Raw genomic sequence first — 20,225 nt, forward strand, 5'->3', positions numbered from 1 at the left:
CCGCAACTTGCAAATTCGGGAATCATCTAGGTTTCCCCGGCCGGTTGCTGCGCTGCGGGGAGGGGCGCTTCGGCCGTCCGGTGGTTTGGGGCGTGGCGGAGGTGGCCTCGGGCATGGCGGAGGCGTCGGCGGGCAGGTCGGCCATGCGCCGCAGTCGCCATACCAGTACGTCGCTGACCGAGTCGGCGGTGTCCAGTTCGCGTCGCGCGACGGCCTCGGCGAGCAGCGCGGCGGGCTCGTGGCCGGCGGCTTCGGCGTCGGCGAGGGTGGCGGCGAGCGCGTGCCAGCCGGGCTCGGCGAGGATCTGCTCGGCTAGCTCCGGCACTGCCTGGCGCAGGTGGGCCGCCTGGCGGTGCTGGAGGGGCTGGGAGAGGCGGCGCCCACGGTGGTGCAGGATGGCCATCGGGTGCTGGGCGGCGGACTGGTAGGCGGCGCGTAGGTGTTCGGCGGCCTTGCGGGCGGCGGCGGCCTGCTGGGCGTGGTTCCTCTTGCCGTGCCAGTGGGCAGCGGTGATGACCAGGAAGGCGACCATGTCGATCACCATGGCGGTGGTTGCGCCGTCCTCGCCGCGGCCGAGGGCGGGCCCCGCGTAGACGAGGTCGTGGGCGGCTTGGCGCAGGGCGCGGTCGTGTCCGCGCTCGGCCCGTACGTGGGAGCGGGAGGCTCGCTCGAAGGCGCGTGCCGCCTCACGCAGTTGCTTGCGGGTGTGGGCGGCGGATGTCTTGGCGAGGGCGTCGAGGACCTCCCCGGCTGCCGCGATGTGTGCCGCGGCCTGGTGGTCGTTGCCGTGGTCGATGACCAGGACCGCTTGCCATGCCGCGGTTGCCGCGCGGCGTCGTGCTCGTGCCGGACCGTTCGGTGTACTGGTGGGGTCGTCCAGGGCAGCGGTGGGGTCTTGCTGTGCGTCGGCGGACCAGCGTTCGCGGATACGTGGCAGGGAGAGGTCGGGGGCGAGGGTGGAGCCGGGGAAGAAGACCGGTTCGTCGTCCTTGTTGCGGTCGTCGGTCAGCGCGACTTTGTAGCCGAGCAGGTCACCGGAGGGCGCGAAGCGCTTGCGGACCAGCAGACCGGCGGTTGCCAGCCGGTCGAAGAACTCCGCCTCGCTCTGGGCGCCGGCCACCGCGCGGCGCACGGTCTCGCGCAGTTCCTCACGGGCGGTCTGCTCCCGGCCCTGACGCTCCGCTTTGTGGCGCTCCGCGCTGGTGGGCCGCTTGGCGGCGGTGCCGTCGCCGGCGTTGACCAAGGTCAGCCCCAACTCCTTCTCGATGAGACGGCATTCGGCCTGGGCCCGCTTGTAGGAGCGGAAGTCGTCGGGGCTGCTGCCGTCCTCGCACACGCGCGTGGCGACGATGTGGATGTGATCGTCCGCGTGGCGTACGGCCGCCCAGCGGCAGCCGGGCTCGCCGTCGCCGGGATCGATGCCGGTGGCAGCAACCACCCGGCGGGCGATGTCCGCCCATTCGTCGTCGGACAGGGCGCGGTCGCCGGGAGCGGCGCGCACCGAGGTGTGCCACACGTGCTTGGCGGGCCGCGCGTGCGGCGGCAGGGCCTGGACGGGCTGATCGAGCAGGAGCGCCAAGTCCCTGATGGCGGCTGCGAAGTCGTCGGCGCGGCCGGGGTCGGGCGCCATGCCGTCGAAGGATGCGACGAGGTGGGGGTCGACGTGCTCCTCGGCACGCCCGGGGCCATACAGGTAGTGGAGCAGGCCGATGGTCTTGTCGCCGGACTCGTTGATGCTGGGGATCATGCCGGGGTCTGCTGGCGGGCGATGAGCTGGGTGGCCGCCTCATGGACGCGGCCGGCTGCGGCACGGACGGCGGCGATGGTCGCTTCGAGCTGCGGTGCTTCGGCACCGGAGTTGAGTGCCTTGACGGCTTGGTTGAGGTTGCTGCCCGCCCAGCCGAGACGGCGGCGGGAGTCGAACAGTGCGGTGAGAACTTCGCGGTCGTCGGCGATCTCAGCGGCGGTGCGGTCAAGGTCACGGGCGGCGCGCAGCGCGGAGCGGGCGAGGAAGCCGGCGACGGACAGATTCGACTTGGCGGCGGCGGACTTGATCAGGGCGAACTCTTCATCGTTGAAGCGGGCATTGGGCTGGTGCAGACGCTTCTTCTCGCGCGGCTGGCGCGGGCGCTGACGGGCGCGCGGCGCGGCGGGGGAGCGGCGACGGCGGCGGTTCGGTTGGTTCTTGTCCTGCCCAGGCTTCGGTCCGCCCTCGGTCGAAGCCACTCGGACCTGCGCCCCCTGGTGCTGGTCCGCTCCCGCCCCCTTGGGGGCGGGGTCGGCGGAAGCTACGCTTCCGCCCCAACTTGCTCCCCGCGAGACCGAGTTCGTGACCGACTCTGCAGGGGGATGGGGCTGGCGTTCATTCGGGCTCGTCATCGGGTGCGGTTCCTCGCGGTGCGGGTGCGGTGCTGGATCTGGGCGGCAAGACCGACCATGGCGGCCGGCCCGTCCAGGACACGGACCGGCGTCCTGGGAGCGGTCTGCACGAGCCACTGGCCGCTCGGCGTCAGGACGGCCGCGTGCAGGAGGTGGTGGCGGACCAGGACCTCTGCCCAGGCGCTCGCTTCGGCTGCGGTCGGGATCGAGGCGCGGGTGTTGTGGGAGCGGATGGTGACCTCCATGGTCGGGGCGGTGGCCCGGTACCAGGCCGGGCCACCGCGTCGCAGGGAGTAGATAGGGCGATTGACCTGCGGCTATCGCCCCCTCATCCGCATATCGGGCAGTGGTCGAAGTGTCGAACGAGGGCCCTGGCCATGCGCCCCTTCATGGTGAGGGCGATCGTCGTGTTGGCCTTGGCCGCCGGTGTGCCCTTGTTGGCTGCGGCGTACTGGCGCAGGCATGCGATGTCCTGCTCATAGCCGTTCTTGATGCGCTCGAAGCGCGCGCACGTCTTCATCGGGCCTTCCTTGCGGGGTGGGGCAGGTGGGCGAGTGCCGGGTCCGCGTACAGGGCGGCCTGGAGGTCGCTGAACAGCGCGTTGCTGATGCTGATGTTGTTGCGCCGCAGGTGCGGTCGGATGGCTTGGCGGGTCATCCGGCCTTCTTCGAGGGCGGCTTTGCGGGCGACCTCGACCTTCACTTCCCATGGGACCTCGTCGTCCTGGTCCGTTGGCTTGGCCCGCGGCGTAGCCGGGGCGTCACCGCGGTCCGCGGTCCGTGCCCCCTGCGGTCCGCCGGAGGAGTCGTCCTCGTCCTGGTCCGCCGGTTGGTCCGTCGTATGGTCCGCGTCGTGGTCCGCCGGGGTGGGGGCGGTCCGCTGGTCCGGAGCCGGACCGTCGTGGTCCGTGGGGCCGGATTCCGTCGGCTGGTCCGCGGTCCGCGCGGTGTGGTCCGTGGTCCGCAGGTGGTCCTGGTCCGCCGGAGCGCCTTGGTCCACATGCGCCGGACCAAGCTCTTCGGCTCGTCCGTGCTCGTGGTCCGCCCGACGGGGTGAGCTGTCAGCCGGTTGACCCGTGGCGCTGCTGGTCCGCCACTGACGTGTGCCCTCCGGCGGACCGGAGGCGGTCAGCCGGTCTGCGGCAGGCGCGTCGTGGTCTGCCGGTCGGGCTGCGGCGTGGTCCGCGTCTTGGTCCGCGCGCTCCGGGGTGCGTTTGGTTTGCTGATCTGCCGCCGTAGCAACGTGGTCCGCGGGGGCCGAGTCGGTCTGGTGGTCCGTGGTCCGCCGGGCACGGTCCGTGGTCTGTGGATCATTACCTCGGCGGCGCAGCTTGGTCCACATGCGTCGGACCAAGCTCCTTGGTTGGTCCGCGCTCGCGGTCCGTTCCTCGGCAACCTCCCTTGTGTGGTCCACCGGAACCTCGACGCCCGGGTGGTGGCGGGTGATGAGGATGTACAGGTGGACCGCGCCGGCCAGGGCGAGCGGGGCGAGGGTAGAGAGCACCGCGACGACCGTGTCGCTCAGACGCAGACCGGAGTGGGTGGTCTGCTGGTTGAGGCGGACCGCGTGCAGGGCATTGGCCCAGATGCTCGCGGCGGTGGCGGTGCCGAAGAGCGTCCATATGTACAGCCGCGCCTGCCATGGGGCTTGGGCGAGGACCAGCAGGGCGCGTACGCCATAGGCGATGAAGCCGTCGATCACGAGCGGGAAGAGGTAGGTGAGGAATCCGCGGATGTGGATGGCGACAGCCATCTGCTGCAAGGCGTCGTAGCTGAGGGCGCATCCGGCGAAGCCGAGGGCCACGATGGCGAGGCGGTCCCAGGTTCCGACAGGTGCGACGGCGGGGTGTGCAGCGGTGGGGGTCATGCAGCCTTTCCGAGCGAGGCGATCAGGGCGTGGGTCTGCAGCCGACATGGGCCGTCGGTCGTGTCGTCCGCGTCGTCGTTCTCTTCGCCGTCGTCGTCCTCCTCCAAGTCCCAGTAGCGGTCCCGGTCCTCGACGACGTGGCCGGCTTCGCGCATCAGGTCGCGGATCCATTCGAGGTCGGCGCTCAGGAGGTATGCCACGAGTTCCGGGCTCCAGCCACGCAGGTTGGCGTGGTGGATGAAGGTGCTGCGCTCTGCGGTGCTGAGGTGGACATCGCGGCCGTGGAGGGCAGCGCGCACGCGGCCGTAGTCCACGCGCTTGCGCAGTTTCGCGAGCCAGGGCTGGCGCTCCTTGTCGGTCAGCCCGCCCCAGATGCCGTAGCGGATCTGGTTGTCGATCGCGTAGTTGAAGCAGTCCTTCTTGACCGGGCACCGGCCGCACAGGGACTTGGCCTCTGCGATGGCCTGGTGGTCTCGGGGCGTGTGAAAGAACAGTTTGTCGGCGCGGGCCGGGGCCATGCCGTGGCATTCGCCCCGGGGGTGCCAGCTGTGGTCGGCGATTCCCCGCAGGTCCGGTGCGGGGGAGTCGTTGGTGGTGATGTAGCGCAAGGAAGTCTCCGGGTTGCCTCGTCAGAAGGCGGGCAAGGCAGCACCGCGGTGCTGCGGTGTGCGGCGAGGCGGGGCAGGGTGCGGCGGGAGAGGCCGCACAAGCGAGATCGGTAGCGCGGGACCGGGGTTAGCGGCGCTGGAAGCGGCGGTCGGGCCCGGTGAACTCGACGGCGGTGCACATGCCGGACAGGCGAGAGAGCACCCGGTCGCCGACCTTGTCGCGCAGCACCGCCTGGTGCGCGGGCATGCGGTCGGTGCGCACGGGCGGCATGTTGCTGGTGAAGATCGTCGGCAGCTGGTTCTGGCAGCGCCAGTTGACCAGCCGGAAGGTGATCTCCTCGGTCCACTCGCTGGGCTTGGCCGCCCCGAGGTCGTCGAGCAGCAGCAGGGGGACGCGCATGACCCGCCGCAGTAGGTGCTCGGGGTCCACCCCGGCGCGCGGTCGCAGGTCGGCGTACAGGTCAGCGGCGGTGGCCGCGTACCAGTGCACGCCGCATCCGGCGGCGGTCAGCGCGCGGATCGCCCCGTACGCCTGGTGGGTTTTGCCGGCGCCGGTGGAGCCCCACAGCAGCAGGCTGGGCCCGTGCGTGATCTCCCGGCGCCCGGCGGTGCCGTAGTGCGGGTTGGGGCCCTCAGCATTCGGCGCCACGGCGTTACCGGCGATGGCCCGCACCCACGCGATGACGTCCGGGTGCTCGGGCAGGGCGGCGCGGTAGTCGACCGGGATGCGTGCCTGGGCGGCTTCCAGGGCCGGGATCGGCTCCGGGGTGTCCGGCAGTGTGCGGTCCAGGTCCAATCCGCGCTCGGCGAGCTTGGCCTGTAGGCGGGCATGCAGCCGCTCGGAGATCGCGGGCTGCGGTTCGGCGGAGCGGGCGCGGGTCACAGGCGGCCTCCAAACGTCGTTGGCTCGGCGGTGGGGTTCAGGTATGGCGTGTAGGAGCTTGCGGAGCTGGCCCAGGGCCCCGCGCCGGAGGCGGACGACAGCGCCGAAGTGGCCTGCGGCGCGGCGTTGACGACCTCGTTCACCAGGCTCGGCAGGACGCTCGGGTTCAGACCCTTGGCCCGCAGCCGCTCCAGCGCGGCGCGGATGTGGTCCGCCTCGAACCGCTCGTCGAGCAGGGCATTGACCTTCCGGCCCAGATGGCCGAGGAAATCCTCCGGCGGGCGGCGGTTGCAGCCTCTGACGTACTCGGCCACCAGCTGCTTAGCCGAGACCTTGGCCGAGGAGTCGTCGGGCGCGGGCGCCTCGCGCCCCGTAAGGAAAGATCCAGGATCCAAGATCCTAGATCCAGGGCGTGACTCCTCCGGGAGTCCTCCGGGAGTCCTCCGGGAGTCCTCCCGGAGTGCCGTCTGACCTGCGGGTTTATCCGTAAGTGCCGACTCGGCGGCAGTAGGGTCGCCGACCGGTGCCGCCTCGGGCTCCAGCGCGCGCTGCGGGGCGTTGTCAGCACTGACGGTAGGGCTGGTGAGCCCTACCTGCGGGCTCCCGGAATCCTCCGGGAGTCCTCCGGGAGGAGTCAGTGCCACCGGAGGTGATATCTCAGCCCGCGTGCTGGGGCAGGCCGCGTCCTGGCACTTGCCGCACTTCTGCTTGGCCTGGTGGACGGGGCAGCGCGGCAGGCGGGAAGCGGTCGGCTTGTTGATCTTCTGGTGCCGGTCCCAGGTCACGATGTGCAGCCAGGTTTTGCCGTCGCAGCCGACGTACCGGCAGATCAGCCCGGCAGAGGCCAGCTCATCCAAGTCGCGTGCGACGTGCGTGGCGGTGTGCTCCGGACGCAGCGCCCACAGCCGTCCGGCGATGATGGCGGCGTGGTCGCGGTGCCGGCCTGAGTCGTCGACCTGGGTCAGGAGCCCAAAGAAGGTGACCATCGCGGTGAGGCTGACCGAGGCCAGGTCCTCCGACTCGAACGCCTCGGGCTTGATCGTGCGGATGCGTGCCATCAGACCCCACCTCCGCGACGGCGCGGGAGGTAGCCCCGCCGCACTGGCGCGTGGCCGGAGCCGGCGGAAGGGAAGCGGCCTGCCGCGCAGGCTGGGCGGACCAGCCTTTTGCGCAAGGCAGCGGACATGCAACACTCTCCTCTGAAGTGAAGCCGCTCCGGGGCGTGATTTTGGAAGGGCCCGGTGCGGTGAAGGTGGGTAAATCTCCGGCCCTTGCACAGGCAGGAGTTCCATGTGGCGGTCGGCGTCCGTGAGTTGCACCTCTCGGGCGCCGCCGCTGTTTGCGGGCTACCCGGCCCGGCTGGCTCGCGTAAACCGCATGCCGCTCCTTCTGACGTCAGCCGCCGTGCGGGAGCCCGGCGAGGGACGACGAACATATGCGGGTGCCGCGAGAAGATCCAGACTTAGCTAAAGGCCGCGGTACAAGTCGCAGAGCGTCCGGACTCGGTGGGCCTTAAGGAAGTGCCGACTCGGGGTGCGCAGGAGCCTCCGGACGGCCCGTTGAGCTCTGCTGCGGTACGCGACTCGTCTTCGCAGAAGTCACCGTTCGCCGCCTCGGGATGAGACGAGCGCGGCCTCGACGACCACCCGCTTGCTATGCCCTTCGGCAGGCCAGCACGTCACCAGCGTCAGCAGTGCCTTGGTGGGTGTCGCGCTGGGCTGGCCTGGGACCTGTGCCGTGACAGCGACGTCGGTCGGGTCGACGGTGGAGATGCGGGTGACGGTGTATGTGTAGGTGATCCGCTGTGGCGTCGACACGATGATCGAGGCTCCCGGCTTGATGCTGTCGACGTCCCGCAGCGGAGGCGAGGGAATGCCGGAGCGGTGGCCGGCGAGGACGAAGTTGCCGAGCCCTCCCGCCTCCTCCGTGCCATCGAAGTGCCCGAGCCCGGAGCGCAGTTGCTCAGAGCTGGTGCCCTGGTAGACGGGTTGTGCCCAGTTCCGCCCGAGGGCGGGGATGCGCACGACGTCGATGATGGGCCCTCCCGCCCCTGACACGGCGCTATCGCCCGAGGGGGAGGGGTGAACGGCCCAGCCGGCGAGCGCATGAGTGGCCTCGCGGGTCGCGGCCGTAGGGCTGGACGTCTCACCCGTGCCGCCCGGAGAGGGGCTTGCGTGGGATGGCGCGGTCGGTGCCGGGGTGTCCGACGCTGCGTGTGTCTTGGGAGCCTGGCTGGATTGCGCCAAGACCACCCCGGTCGCGGAGAGCGCGACGGCGGCGGTGACGCCGACGGCGATGACACCTCGGCGGTGCTTGCCCCAACGGGCAGCACGCTGTGACAGGTTGCTGGGCGGCGTCCGGAGAGGAGTCTGATCTGCCGGATTCGCATTGTTGCTGGGAAGGTTAGGGGACTCAGTCATGGGTGTTTCCAGAGCGCGAGATGTCAGGACGGAGGTACGCGTCGGGGCGGGGACCAGCTCAGGGCCCCCGCCCCGCTGCGGAGTTTCACGTCGGTGCGCGGTGGGAGACCGCGCACCGACGGGGGGTCAGGCGCCGGTCTTCGGCAGCACCTTGATCGTCACGGGCCGCGGCTTGGGTGCCTTGGGCTTGGGGATCCTGGTGTCCTGCACGGCGACCGCGGTGGCCTTGCCGTCCTTGACCGCCACCTGCTGGTCGGCCGCCAGCTGGTAGCCGTCGACCGCCTCGACCTCGTGGACGCTGTACTCGCCCGCCGGCAGCTCGGCGGTCTGCCACACGCCGCTGGCGTTGGTCGTGCCGGTCGCGACCGTCTTGCCGGCCTTGTTGCGCACCGCGAACTTGACGCCGGCCAGCGGCTTGCCGGTGTCGCCTGCGGTCTTGACGACCTTGATCCGGCCGCCTTCTCCGGTGGCCGTCATCGTCAGCTGCGCCGTGGCGCTGGTGGTGCCGCCGGCGATGACCATGCGCTGCGCGTCCTTGTTGTGCGGCAGGACGGCGCGCAGTGTGGTGCCGGGCAGGCCCGTGGCCTCCGTGGTGAGCGTGACGCTTTGGCCCTTCGCGGCCGTGACGTGCGCGTAGGCGATGCCCTTGGCGTTGGTGGACTCGGTGTCCTCCGCCACCTTCGTCCCGTTCAGGGCAGCCTTCAGGCTGAGCCGGATGTTCGGCACTGCGTTTCCGGCGGCGGAGGTAACAGTGATCTTGATGCCGGTCGTCACGCCGGGCCGCAGCGCGGCCAGCGGCTGAAGGTGGACCGTGTACGGGCCGGCGAACCGTGCGGCCTCGTTCAGGTAGGCGGTGGCCAGCGTCTTCGCCTGCGGGGCCACCTGCGGGTATGACAGCCGCTGCATGGCCCGCGTCCCGTCGGGCAGGGCATAGGTGGATCCGGCGTTGAGGAGGCTGTAGACGTCCGCGTCGACCGCGGCGGCCTGCGCATCCGAGCCGGCCTTGCCGTATTTCGACAAGATGTACGCGGCCTGAGAGACCTGCGCGGCGGTCGCAGCCTTGCCGGTGGCCTGCGACGTCCAGGCGGTGTAGTCCCGAGCCGCCCCGTAGCCGCCGGCAGCCTGCGGGCCGGCAAGGCCCGGGTCGGCGCAGTAGGCCACCGCGTCCGGTATTGCGGATTCGTAGTCGCCGATGTGCGAGGCGTCCGCGTGTCCGGCGGAGTCCGAGATCAGGAAACCCCGGCCCCACTGATCAGCCGCCGACGCGCTCGGCGCCAGCAGCGCACCCGCGCCCAGCGCAGCCGCCGCGCCAAGCACGACGGGATACCGAAATCGCCGCGCGGCGTGCGCGCGGGGCTCGGGAGATGACACACTCATGAAGTCTCCGCATGTTCGGGGGTATCCACCCGGCCCGGTCACTTCAGGTTTGTGAGGCCGTGGGCGTGACCGGCCGGGTGCCCAGCTCCTGTGGAGCGGGGTATATAGGGGTTGCGACGAGGGATGTTGGAAGACATCCCCATCGATCGATACGAGAACCTACCTGAAGTCGATTCTGGTAGCAATCATGGGGCTAGAGTGTTCCCGTCTGTCCCGATCCGTCGCCAAGTTGTGGAGTCAAGTCGTGCCGCCTCGCCAGTTCAATGGTCCGGGCCTGCGTACGATGCGCCGCGGCGCCGGCTTTACCCAGGCCGTCTTTGCCAAGATGGTGGGCGTCAGTAAGACCGCGGTGATCGACTGGGAGAAGGACGACGAGCAGTGCCCTCCGCCGGAGCGGCTGCCAGCGATCGCGAAGGCCCTTGGCGAGGATCTGGATGTTCTCTTCCCCCGCTTCGGGCCGCCGGACCTTGCTGACCTTCGCGCGGACGCCGGCTTCACGCAGTCCAGGGCGGCTGAGGCCCTCGGCATCACTCGTGTGCCGCTGAGCAATGCGGAAACAGGAAAGAAGCCGCTCTCCTCGGACCTGCGTATCCGTGTGGTTGCCCTCTACGGTGTCACGGCCGATGAGCTTGCAGAAGCCCAGAAGCGCTCCTTCAGCACCATGACGCCGGCTCCGATGCCAACGCATCAGACGCCCCGGGGGCTGACCGAAAGGCTTCGTTTCCTGCTGGAGTGCCGGCCCAAGGTGACCAACGCGGATGTGGCCGCAGCCGTCAACCAAACGACCGGGGCCGGCCTGGAGGCGCAGGACGTCGAGGACGTGAGGACACGGGCTCGAAGCGCGGAGCAGGTCTTCGCCGGGCTGTCCATGGGAGCCGTCCGCGAAGGGCTGGCGAAGGCGCTGAGCGTCGCGCCCTTCGAGTTCCAGGACGGTGAAGAGGTGGAGCAGGAAGTGCTCGACCGCCTGGCCTTCCTGGCGGACAAGCGCGAGGGCGGAGCGACGGTCAACGCTCGCGGGGCAGCTCACGGTGTTTCCCCCGAGATGGTGGCCACGATCAAGGAACTTCTCCTGCGCAAGTCCGGCAAGCAGAAGTAGCCCTGCGCACCGCCCAGCCGGCGGTGCGCAGGATCAGCTCGTACGAACCGGTACTGGCCCCTCAGGGACCTCATGTTCACGTGCTGCCATCGGCGGCCGACCCGCGCGATCGAGCATCTCGTCGACCGAGGCGGGAGTCACACGGGCGTAGACGTCCTGGACCCGTACCAGCCAGCGCCCCTCTCCGATGCTGTCGCTGTAGGGCTTGGACGGCAGGGCTGGCGCAGGCCGCTGCGAGCGGCGTCCTTCCCCGGCTGAGCGCAGTGCGGCAGCGATCCAGTACGCCTCAGCCGCAGCTTCGTGGTCTGGGTGGTCGGCCGTGGACTGGGCGACGACCGGCCAGAGTTCGGGTACCACGTGATGACGCAGCTGCTCGACCGCGTCGCCGATCGCCTGGATCGTGCGGTCCAGGCGGACGTCCACGGCCGGGGCGTGGCGCACTGCCTCGCGCAGCCGCGAAGCAGGAGGCTGGAACCACAGGCCGGGGAACTGGTGGGCGAGGTCCCGACTCAGCGGATGCAGGCGCCACAGCGTTCGGCGGATCTTCCAGCGCTCGACTGCCACCCCGGTGGTCGGCAGACTGGCCCCGCACATGAACAGCAGCGCGCCCAGCATGTTGAGCAGGTCGCTGAGCGAGACCACGAGGTGGGTACGTCCGGGCGAAGCGGGAATGACCATGGCGCCCCACATGAAGGTCACGCGGATCACCGAGTACGCCGCGAACAGCCAGCAGGCCGCGGCACCCAGGGCCAAGCTGATGCGCAGCACGGCTGATTCGGCGCGCCGACTGACGTGTCCCCACTGGTAGGCGCAGGTCGCGCCCGACGAGCCCAGATACAGGTAGTAGCAGGTGGCGAACAGACATGCGCCCCACTGTCCGGCGTGATCGGCCGTGAAGTCGCGGCTCGGTACGGAGCGGTCGATCACGATGCCGAACAGGATCAGCATCAAGGGGATGACCACCACAGTGGCGCGCCGGGATATGCGTGCGACACGGCGGCAGATCTCGATGTGGCGTGGCGGGGCGTCCTGGCTGACGCCGTAGCTGGTCACTGCGTAGCTGAGCAGGGCCAGTGCGGCAGCCATGGCGGAGAGATCCTTGACCAATCCGCTCAGGTCGGTGATGCCGAGGCTGTCGATGCCGTGCCTGACCGGGGGGAACCGGGACCAGAGTGCTACGGCGAAGCCGGCGGAACAGCCCCACAGGGTGCGTCGCAGGGGGTCGCCGTAGCGGACGGCGGGCAGGCGCCACAGCGCGACGGCGGTCATCGCGATGCAGACGAACAGGAGGAAGGTGTTCACGTCGTCCTCACGGCCGTCGGCCCCGCTGGAGCGGGGCAAGGGGGTGGGTGAGGGTGGCTTCCATGACGCTGAGCAGGTCCTTGCCGAAGGCCGCTTGCTGGCGTATCTGCTGGCGGATGTAGGAGGCTGACAGCTCGGCCTCCCGCTCCTCAGCGGTGCCGTAGTGCGCGCGGGCGTTCACCACCGCTGTTGAGTCCGCGAGTTCGGGAAGAATCGGCTGAAGCTCTGCAAGCAATTCATCGGCTACTGCCGCTTCGTTGCCGTGGTCCAGCCATAGGTGGGCCAGTTCGTGGAAAATGATATTGAAGGTCTGGTTAGGCGTGGGGCGGGGACGGTAGGCGATGATCTGCGTCTGACCGACGCTGAGGCGCAGACCGCATGCCGAGCGAAGGTCGGTCGCCGGTGTGGTCACGGGCAGCAGGTGAATGGTGCAGTCGCGAGCCTGCTCAATGTTCGCAATCAAGCTCTTCAGCCTGTATGGGTTGGGCAGCGGGAAATCATGCAGCCTCCGCATGCAGTGCCTACTCAGCCGTCGAATCTCGCCGCCCTCAAGCGCTCGGCGAATGGCCATCCCTGCGGCCGCCTTTCTCATCTCTCGTGCCTGCCCTACTGCCGATTCCCCCCGTTCCTGCTACGCCCGAGCAGGTAAAAGATCTTGCACGGGGCGCAATGCGCCTGTGCCGGGTCAGTTCGATGGCGCAGCGACGTGTGCTGCACCCCTCGGGACTGCCCGACTGCTCCGACCTGGCCGACCGCCGAAGCAACCGCGTCGTCGTCGCGCACCCGCACGGTCAACTCGCGCTGGCGTGGGGCGACTCAATGACCAAGATCGGAATTCCCCCTACACTCAGCCCATTCCAGTAGCATCCCGACTCTCGCTCCAGGTGCAAACCACGAGCCCTGCCGCACCAACTGCCAGCGACGCGGGCGCCCTTCCACTTTCAGCCGAGGTGAAGCTCACTGATAGGTGATCCGGAGAAATGGGACGCAATTGACCTAGGGGCGGGCGCCGGGCAACGTCCGGGACGTCCGCTTGCTTGCGCATTCCATGTACTCTCCCAGTCATGCGATTCTCGGCAGATGCCCTCCTATTCGACAGCGACGAAACGCTGGTTTCCTCCCTGCAATCGGTCATACGCGTGTGGAGCTGGTGGGCCGAGTCGTACGGAATGACCTTGAAAGAGGCCATGAGCCGCGTCGAGGTGCACGGCCGGCCGGCTGCCGCGATCATTGCGGATCTCCTACCGGAAGAGCAGGTCCGAGAGGGCGTGCAGCGCCTGGTGGATGCAGAGGTGGCCGACGCGGCTGCTGGTGGCGTGCAGGCGGTACCCGGTGCCGTCGAACTACTGGCCTCGCTGCCGGAGGGCCGCTGGGCCGTGGTGACGTCCGGCAGTCGGCGAGTGGCCGAAGCTCGTCTCACCCCGGTCGGCATCCGGCCCAAGTTCTTGATCACTTCCGACGATGTCAGCCGCCACAAGCCCCACCCCGAGCCGTTCCTCGTGGCGGCCGAGCAGCTCGGCCTCGACCCCGCCCGCTGCATCGTGGTTGAGGACTCGCCCGCCGGACTGGCGTCCGGGAAGGCGGCCGGCATGGCCACCATCGCCCTGACCACGACGCACCAGGCGGAGCAGCTCGAGGCGGACGCCACGGTTGCCGACCTCACCAGCGTGTCCATCCGGGTCGCCGAGGCCGGGGACCTGGAGGTCACCGTCGGCTGACCGGCCGCCGAGGGGGCCGGCGTCGGCAACAGCCCGCGCTGCCGGGTCCAGTAGGCGGCTGCAACCAGCGCGTAGAGCAAGTACAGGCCGAAGAACGCGGCGACCTGGGGAACGGTCGTGTCCGCGGTCCCCACGCCGGTCAGAGCGGACCGGGAGGCGGCCAGGGTCACGGTGCTGACCACGCCGACGACCAGCGTCAGGGCCTCCACGCCCAGGGGCTGAACGTCAAGATCACGCAGTTCCTGCCGGATGCGACGTTGCAGATTACTGTCGGCCGGACGCTTACGCCAGGTGCGTCCCCGGTGCCGCACCGCGGCCCCCGGCTGTCTTGCGTCGGAATCCGTACCCTCGCCGCGCCCCTCGGCCTCCGCCGCTCTATGGACACGGCCATTCCGGGCGTCCGGGGCACCGTTCCACCACCACATAACTGTTCCTCATACTCATGGCTTCCCGACACAGTCGATCTTGCGATGCGCTGGGGCGAGGGGCATCAGTGCCGCATTGCTGCGCCTCATCGACGGGCAAAAGAACCCCGATGATGCCGGAAATGATCTTCACTCGACCCCGTGGGTCTTATGCCGCGACCGCTTGTCGAATCAGTCGGTAAGAGGATTTAAGTCAGACGCCAAGAGGGCGTCAACGGCGACCTTATGCCCGATTTGCATGGATAGATTGCTCGGGTGGCGTGCGCCTGCTGGGGTGCCTGTGACCCCTCAATTGCCTTGCTTTACAAGCGGAATGAGGGAATCCGGAGGATTGGATGGTGGCTCCGGAATCGCGGTCTAGACCGGCTGCGATGAGGGGGGGTGAAAACCGGCAAACATTTGCCGGTCCTGTGATCCCTGTCGAGGTGGGCGGGAGGGATGCCCCTTTCGCACGTAATCGCCCCCACCGTTCCGGTTGGAATGTTCAAGCCTGAACCGTGACATTCTCTGCAGTATGTGGCCGGTACCACAAGTGCACAAGATCGCAAAATCTTGCGTATTGTCTACCGCGAGACGCAGGGGGGCCAGCGATCGCGCTGACCCCTCTTTTTTCATGCCCGAAAGCAGGCGCGTCTCCCCAGGACACGACAGGAGGGCTGATGGTCGCGCAGCGGCGGGCCGGCAGTAGCAAGGGCGCTGCCGGGAAGAGAGCCTCTTCCGAACGGCCCACCGGAGTCGCCGGTCAGTACATGGGGTTCGGCGCACTGCTCGTGCAGTGGCGCAAAGCCGCCGGCCTCACGCAGCGGCCCGTATGGCGGGCCCTCGGCATCTCCGAACGTAAATACCGCATGATCGAAAAGGGAGCGACGCCGCGGTTCTCGCAGGTCCAGTGCGATGCCCTAGCCGAGGTTCTCAAACTGGACCAAGAGGAACGCCATGCCCTGCTGCTCCACAACGTGGGCACATACCTGCGGGCCGCACCCTCCGAGGGGCGCCCTGACGTGAAGCCGGCGCTGAGGCTGCTCATCGACCGGCAGATGCCCAGCCCCACCTATCTGTCCGACCGCAACTGGAACATCCTCGCGTACAACGAAGCCATGGCCGAGCTGTGGCCATGGGTCATGGAGCCCCGGGCCAATCTGATCCGCTGGGCCCTCACTACCGCCGAGGGGCGCGCTACCTATCACGACTGGCACAAGCACGCCACGGTCTTCGTGCGGATGCTCCGGTTTGCGCTCACCAACCAGCGTGACGACCCGGATCTGCAGGAACTGATCGAGGACGTCAGAAAGAACCCCGAGGTACGGCAGATCTGGGATTCGGACGACGACATGGTTGAGCACCGCGATGGCCACGTCTTCTTGGCCAGCGTGCCGACCCTGGGATGGAAGACGATCGAGATCGTCAGCCATGTGGCATACCCCGCGATCATGCCCGACTGCCGCTTCGTCGTCATGACCTGGGTGGAGGCGGAATCAGACAGTCAGCGGGACGCACTGGGCGGTATCCGCAACGGCTGGGTCGACCAGACCCACAACACGCCAGGCGACCGACACCGAGCCCAGGAGCGGATCGCGGACGCAGAGCGACTCCGCTCCGAAGATGTCCGCACCGCTCGCCTCGTGATGGAAAGCGCCGATGAGGCCGCGGCGCGGGCAGGCGCGGGAGGCGTCCATCTGCCTGCCCTCAGCCGCCTCCTCGGGCCCGACTGCCAGCTGACTCTCTCGCCGTCCAAACGCACTGTGATCTGGGCCATCGAAGAGGGACCGGGAGCGTGGGGCGCAAGCGAAGTGGCGCCCTCAACAGTGATCGCCCGTGTCCCACGGGGAACTCTGCCGCCGGAGGCACGAGCAGAGATGAAGCAGTTGATACGCATCGCGCTGCCCGCACCCCGCGACGCCGCCGACTCCCGCATCGAGCTGCTCCTCGGCGAACTCGACGAGGAGCAGCGCCTCCTGCGCGAAATCCAGGAGGACCTGTCTGGGCACGACCACATACAGCCCGACTGCCGAGACACGGACAGCCAAGTCTATGAGCTGCGGCCCGGCTTGGCGCAGCAAGCTCTCAGGCCGGGGGCCTAGCGAACGACACGGCGGCGAGCTTCACGCCACTGCAGCCCCTGCGACCCTCCCTCCGGCCTCCTCGTAGAAAGCCCTTTCCGTGCACAGCTACATCTACCCCTGCCCGCTGCGCTGGGCCGACGCCGACGCTTACGGACACATCAACAACGCACTGTTCCTCCGGTACATGGAGGAAGCGCGCACCAGGATGTTCCGCGAGATGCTGCCCGCGGACGAAGCAGACCGTCGCCGGAACGCGTTCGTGGTGAGCCGCGCCAGCATCGACTACCGAGCCCCTCTGCACTACCGCGAAACTCCCGTCGACGTACACGTCTGGGTTGCACAGCACCGGGCCGTCTCCTTCGAGCTGGCCTACGAGATCCGCGACGCCGACCAACTGTACGTCGAGGGCACGACCACGATCGCCGCCTACAACCTCGACACTGGTCGGCCCCGCCGCCTCTCGGAAGCCGAGCGCGCATTCCTGGCGCGCTACGACGGATCTTGTTCACCGTCCTGAGCGCCCGTGAACGAAAGACCTACGGCCATGGCAGGCGCTGCTCCTGGACTACTCCGCCGCTGCCATGCATCGAGTGATCAAGTCGGGCATGTCGTCCTCGCGTAGCGCGAGATAGTGCTTGGGCGAGGTGTCGTGCAGGTGCCGTTTGATGACGACTTCGTAGAGATCGGCACGTTGGTCGTCCGCGTAGTGCTCGGTGAGCTGGTACCAGTGCATGAGTACGTGCCATGTGAACCGCTGGGGTGCGGGGGTGGCCTGCGCGTCCAGTGTCAGGTGATGGTGTTCTTTGGCGGAGGCGATCGTCTGGCGCAGCTGCGGCGGGACGATCTCGGGGTTGCTGGCCCGGTCGAGGATCTCCTCCAGGTCCTGGCCGCATGTCTTCCGGGGCGGGAGCGGATCACGAAGGGGCGGAGGGAAGACCTTGAGAGTGCCTTGCGGGCGGCGTGGCCACTGGTGATCTCGGCCGCGCGTGAGGTGATCGGCGTCGAGGCGTTCGAGGCCCTCGACGTCGTCAAGGTCGACCACGTAGCCGGCGGGCCCCTCCACCGTCTGCGCCTCGTCGTTGAAGACCCAGCCCAACTCCCGTACATACCCGCGGTGTCCCTTGAGCGGTCCAGCCTTGACCTTCACGCGCTGGTGCGTGCCGTAGCCACCACTTTCGGAGGTGATCGCCGACTGGACGACGCCGGCTGCCCAGTTGACGCCTACCTCCAGGGCAGGATCGGGAAGGCCGGACCCGACTCCGCGGCTCATGCCATCCCACCGAAATTCCGGGGTGTCCGGTACCCAGAGGCTTTCGGGCTGGTGCGTCGGGCCCATGAAGGCCAGGGCGGAACCCTTCGTCGGGGCGTTCGGGTCCCACGTGCGCGTCAGCCAGCGCCAGCACTCGGCCACCGGTTCACCGGGCGCCGCGGTACGGGTGAGGTCGTGCCCAGCTCCTGGCAGGACCGCGGTCACCAGCGCTTCGACGCGCTGGTCGTCGCGCAGTTGCCACAGCACCGCTTCCCATCGGATCTCGTCAACGGCGCGGCGCTCACGCAGGTGCAGGGCGTAGAGCACCATGGCGACGATGCCACGCATCGCCACGTCGTCCCAGCAGCTCTCATCCATTCCACCGGGGCGTTCAGCCGCAATCGCGGCGGTGGCGCGACGTACGGCGTCGTCCCACGGACTGGGACTGTCAGTGTGAGCGGGCATTGCGGACTCCTGCCACCGGTTGGGCCGTGAATCTAGAAGACGAACGCTGAGGGCAAGGACTTGTGCGTGCGGCCCGCCTCGGCCTGTGCGGGCATGGACGTCAGAAGCGGACGAGGTAGGCCGGGTCGAGGACGCAGCTGAGGCCGATCACCAGGGCCGGTTCGCGGCGATCGCTGTACGTGTCGATCGGACGGTCGACGCGCAGGTGCCGCCACAGCAACGCGACGGGATCGCGCTCGGAATCGAGGTCGTGCCCGAGTGCTTGAAGCCGTGCGCCCCACCGCTGCGGAATCTCCTTTGCGGAGCCGTCGGTGGTGTTGGCGGGCAACAGGCTGCGGACGTCATCAAGCCCGACCTGCTCGATGCCGGAGCCTGATTCGTGGGAGAGGATGTACAGGGCGAGGGTCAGTGCCGCGCAGCCGTCGCTGAGGTCTCCATCGCCCACGCGGTAACCCTTGAACCGACGGCCGGCCAGTTCCATCGTGCGGGCCCAGGCTGCCTGCCACGCTTCCGGCCCGCCTTCGTCCTGCCATGCCTGGAGCCGGTCCAGCACGGTCTGCCGGGTCGCTGCCCACCGGTCGCTTTCCTGCTTCAGGTCGGCTACCAGGGCACGGACTTGTGACTCTAGACGCTGTCCGTCTGGGCTGTCCTTGACGCTCGGGTTGGACAGCGCGTACGCCACCTTGAGAAGGAGGAGGGTGATCGCCCGGCCGCTGTGCCGCTGGGGCAGCTTCGGTCGCAGGGCCGTGGTCAGGGCCTGGGCGAGGTCCTCTCCCATCGGGGCGATCGCTTCGACGAGGGCGACGTCCTCGGCATCCGGGCCGCGGTACCAGCTGGCGCTACGGGCGTCGGCCTTGCGCTGCTGGTATTCCGTGACCAGCGGCATCAGGCGGCGAGCCTCGTAGGCGGGGTCTGCCTCGCACAAGATCAGCTGTTTGAGGAGGCGACGGCCCAGCTGGCTGCCGGGGAGGTCGCCGGCGGGAGACATCACGGTGACGCCACAGCGGCAGTGCAAGGTGAGCGGGTCGCCCCAGCGACCCTCGACAAGATGGTTCTCCCGGTTGCCGCAGGCCGGGCACGCCAGGGCCTCCAGGCCGGTCTCGTGGTCGTAGTTGGGCTCGCTGATCGAGGAGTCCTCGGAGATCACCTCATTCCAGCGTGCCACCTCGGCATCCCACCGTTCCACGAGGATCCAGCCGACATTGATCTGCCAGGTCTGGTCTTCGGGGTAGCCGTCCGGGGCCCCTTCGACGGGTTCGTCCTCGCTGTACCCGTTGTAGGGCAGGGCAACGCGTCGTCCTTGTTCAGCCGTGGGCGCGGCCACCTGAGCGCGGGTGTCCCCGCGCATCGCGGAGGCCCGGTGCGCGAGGGTGCACTGGTGCTCGACCTGGCGCAGGCCGTGTGGACAGCCGGCAGCATGGGCGGCGACCGTGAGCCGGGCGAACTGGCACAGTTCGGCCAGGAATCCGGCATCAGCTCGTGCCAGGCGTTTGACGGGCACGGCGATGTCGTCGATCTCGGGCGGCGCCACGTACCTCCGCAGGATGCTGCCGACCTGCTCCGTGTCCTGCAGAACGGGGATCGCGCGAGTGAAGATGAGGGCACGGATCTGCTCGACGGAGACGCCATCCTGGATGGCTTGGTGGTGGAGTACCGCGCCCAGCAGCAGCCCCACGGCATCGGCGCCGTCGTGCGGCAGCCCCAACTCCCGGCGCGCGAAGGCGTGCTCCTTCCAGAAGTCCGAGAACTCCCGGGCCGCGAAGCGGTTGGTCTCGAACCACCACGTGACCATCAGCGCACTGAGCCCGAAGCATGCTTGCGACAGAGTCTGCGCGGTATCCAGGCCCTCCTCGTTCGCGACCACCAAGTGTCCGACCAACAGTTCCAGCGCGGTGTGGGCGGCGCTCCGTCGCTCGGCGACCGTCAGCTGCTCGCACTCTTCGAACAGCGGCTCAGCGGCGGTCACGGCTCGAACAAGGCGCCGGAGTTCCGCCGAGCATGGACCGGACCGATCGCCATCGTCCGTCATGAACGGGGGCAACTCGCCACGGTAGACGCGGAGCGCGGTCAGCCGGGAGACCTCTACCAGGCGTGCCACGCAGGCCGAATCAGCGGCCACCTGGCCCAGCAGCCGGTCCATGCACCCGGTGCAGCCCTTGAGGGCCGCTGCCATCAGCTCACCGAGCAGTTGCTGGTCGACCGGCCGGCCGTCCGCGTCCGTCGACCCGCCCGGCAGTTCCACAGGATCGTGCTCGTGTGTCCCCACAGTGCCCCTCTCACCACAGATGCCCCCAGCCGCTGACGCGGCAGCGCCCAGCCGTCCACGCTACGTGATCGGCGAGGTACTGCGATTGCTCATAGCGGCTGGTCCCAC

The 20,225-nt window shown here is 68.8% G+C and carries 19 protein-coding genes; 5 read left to right on the forward strand and 14 right to left on the reverse strand.

From position 1 onward, the window contains the following. Positions 1–22: 22 nt before the first annotated feature. The 10 genes from RZ84_RS29120 to RZ84_RS29165 all read right to left on the reverse strand — a co-directional run bounded on the left by RZ84_RS29120 (position 23) and on the right by RZ84_RS29165 (position 9,533). Positions 23–1,747 (reverse strand): relaxase/mobilization nuclease domain-containing protein, encoded by a 1,725-nt coding sequence (locus tag RZ84_RS29120; RefSeq protein ID WP_043267151.1) that lies wholly within the window; start codon positions 1,745–1,747, stop codon positions 23–25. Beyond that, positions 1,744–2,226, reverse strand: a complete 483-nt coding sequence (locus RZ84_RS29125) for a plasmid mobilization protein (RefSeq protein WP_241777902.1) — start codon at positions 2,224–2,226, stop codon at positions 1,744–1,746. Before RZ84_RS29125 ends, RZ84_RS29120 begins: the two co-directional genes overlap by 4 nt. Before the next feature lie 149 nt (positions 2,227–2,375). Next, positions 2,376–2,624: a hypothetical protein gene (locus RZ84_RS29130; RefSeq protein WP_043267153.1), complete on the reverse strand. Its 249-nt coding sequence runs from the start codon at positions 2,622–2,624 to the stop codon at positions 2,376–2,378. An 83-nt stretch (positions 2,625–2,707) separates the two neighbouring features. Next, positions 2,708–2,899: a hypothetical protein gene (locus RZ84_RS29135; protein WP_043267155.1), complete on the reverse strand. Its 192-nt coding sequence runs from the start codon at positions 2,897–2,899 to the stop codon at positions 2,708–2,710. Next, positions 2,896–4,245, reverse strand: coding sequence for a DUF2637 domain-containing protein (locus tag RZ84_RS29140; protein ID WP_043267157.1), 1,350 nt, complete (start codon positions 4,243–4,245; stop codon positions 2,896–2,898). Before RZ84_RS29140 ends, RZ84_RS29135 begins: the two co-directional genes overlap by 4 nt. Further along, a complete protein-coding gene (locus RZ84_RS29145; RefSeq protein WP_043267159.1) occupies positions 4,242–4,853 on the reverse strand; it encodes a WhiB family transcriptional regulator in 612 nt (203 codons plus the stop codon). Before RZ84_RS29145 ends, RZ84_RS29140 begins: the two co-directional genes overlap by 4 nt. Positions 4,854–4,980: 127 nt before the next feature. Beyond that, a complete protein-coding gene (locus tag RZ84_RS29150; protein WP_043267161.1) occupies positions 4,981–5,736 on the reverse strand; it encodes an ATP-binding protein in 756 nt (251 codons plus the stop codon). After that, positions 5,733–6,794, reverse strand: coding sequence for a hypothetical protein (locus RZ84_RS29155; RefSeq protein WP_043267163.1), 1,062 nt, complete (start codon positions 6,792–6,794; stop codon positions 5,733–5,735). The genes RZ84_RS29150 and RZ84_RS29155 overlap by 4 nt, the downstream gene beginning before the upstream one ends. A 540-nt stretch (positions 6,795–7,334) precedes the next feature. Then, entirely contained in the window at positions 7,335–7,760 is a 426-nt protein-coding gene (locus tag RZ84_RS39270; RefSeq protein WP_052230222.1) for a sortase, read from the reverse strand. A 522-nt stretch (positions 7,761–8,282) separates the two neighbouring features. Next, a complete protein-coding gene (locus tag RZ84_RS29165; protein ID WP_107068186.1) occupies positions 8,283–9,533 on the reverse strand; it encodes an MSCRAMM family protein in 1,251 nt (416 codons plus the stop codon). A gap of 244 nt (positions 9,534–9,777) precedes the next feature. Between RZ84_RS29165 and RZ84_RS35270 the strand changes: the two genes are divergently transcribed. Then, a complete protein-coding gene (locus RZ84_RS35270; protein WP_052230223.1) occupies positions 9,778–10,629 on the forward strand; it encodes a helix-turn-helix transcriptional regulator in 852 nt (283 codons plus the stop codon). A 33-nt stretch (positions 10,630–10,662) separates the two neighbouring features. On the opposite strand, the gene RZ84_RS29175 is transcribed toward RZ84_RS35270, so the two are convergent. Both RZ84_RS29175 and RZ84_RS29180 read right to left on the reverse strand, forming a co-directional pair. Next, complete coding sequence (locus tag RZ84_RS29175; protein ID WP_157878933.1) at positions 10,663–11,931, reverse strand: MAB_1171c family putative transporter; 1,269 nt, start codon at positions 11,929–11,931, stop codon at positions 10,663–10,665. 7 nt (positions 11,932–11,938) lie between these two features. Next, entirely contained in the window at positions 11,939–12,445 is a 507-nt protein-coding gene (locus RZ84_RS29180) for an ImmA/IrrE family metallo-endopeptidase (RefSeq protein ID WP_206743096.1), read from the reverse strand. A gap of 179 nt (positions 12,446–12,624) precedes the next feature. Between RZ84_RS29180 and RZ84_RS39275 the strand changes: the two genes are divergently transcribed. From RZ84_RS39275 to RZ84_RS29195, 4 genes are all read left to right on the forward strand, one after another. After that, on the forward strand, positions 12,625–12,795 hold the full coding sequence (locus RZ84_RS39275; protein ID WP_157878935.1) for a hypothetical protein: 171 nt from the start codon (positions 12,625–12,627) through the stop codon (positions 12,793–12,795). A 200-nt stretch (positions 12,796–12,995) separates the two neighbouring features. Further along, the gene (locus RZ84_RS29185) at positions 12,996–13,649 is read left to right on the forward strand and encodes an HAD-IA family hydrolase (protein ID WP_043267169.1); all 654 of its coding nucleotides are present in this window, start codon (positions 12,996–12,998) and stop codon (positions 13,647–13,649) included. A gap of 1,084 nt (positions 13,650–14,733) precedes the next feature. Continuing rightward, on the forward strand, positions 14,734–16,155 hold the full coding sequence (locus RZ84_RS29190) for a helix-turn-helix transcriptional regulator (protein WP_063772716.1): 1,422 nt from the start codon (positions 14,734–14,736) through the stop codon (positions 16,153–16,155). A gap of 79 nt (positions 16,156–16,234) precedes the next feature. Then, entirely contained in the window at positions 16,235–16,654 is a 420-nt protein-coding gene (locus tag RZ84_RS29195; protein ID WP_043267171.1) for an acyl-CoA thioesterase, read from the forward strand. A gap of 48 nt (positions 16,655–16,702) precedes the next feature. On the opposite strand, the gene RZ84_RS29200 is transcribed toward RZ84_RS29195, so the two are convergent. Together RZ84_RS29200 and RZ84_RS29205 are read right to left on the reverse strand one after the other, a co-directional pair. Beyond that, the gene (locus RZ84_RS29200; protein ID WP_157878936.1) at positions 16,703–17,851 is read right to left on the reverse strand and encodes a hypothetical protein; all 1,149 of its coding nucleotides are present in this window, start codon (positions 17,849–17,851) and stop codon (positions 16,703–16,705) included. A gap of 100 nt (positions 17,852–17,951) precedes the next feature. Then, positions 17,952–19,991, reverse strand: a complete 2,040-nt coding sequence (locus tag RZ84_RS29205; RefSeq protein ID WP_157878937.1) for a hypothetical protein — start codon at positions 19,989–19,991, stop codon at positions 17,952–17,954. Positions 19,992–20,225: the final 234 nt, after the last annotated feature.

This window comes from Streptomyces sp. CT34 (genome assembly GCF_000805335.1).
In the GTDB taxonomy this organism is placed as follows: Bacteria; Actinomycetota; Actinomycetes; order Streptomycetales; family Streptomycetaceae; genus Streptomyces.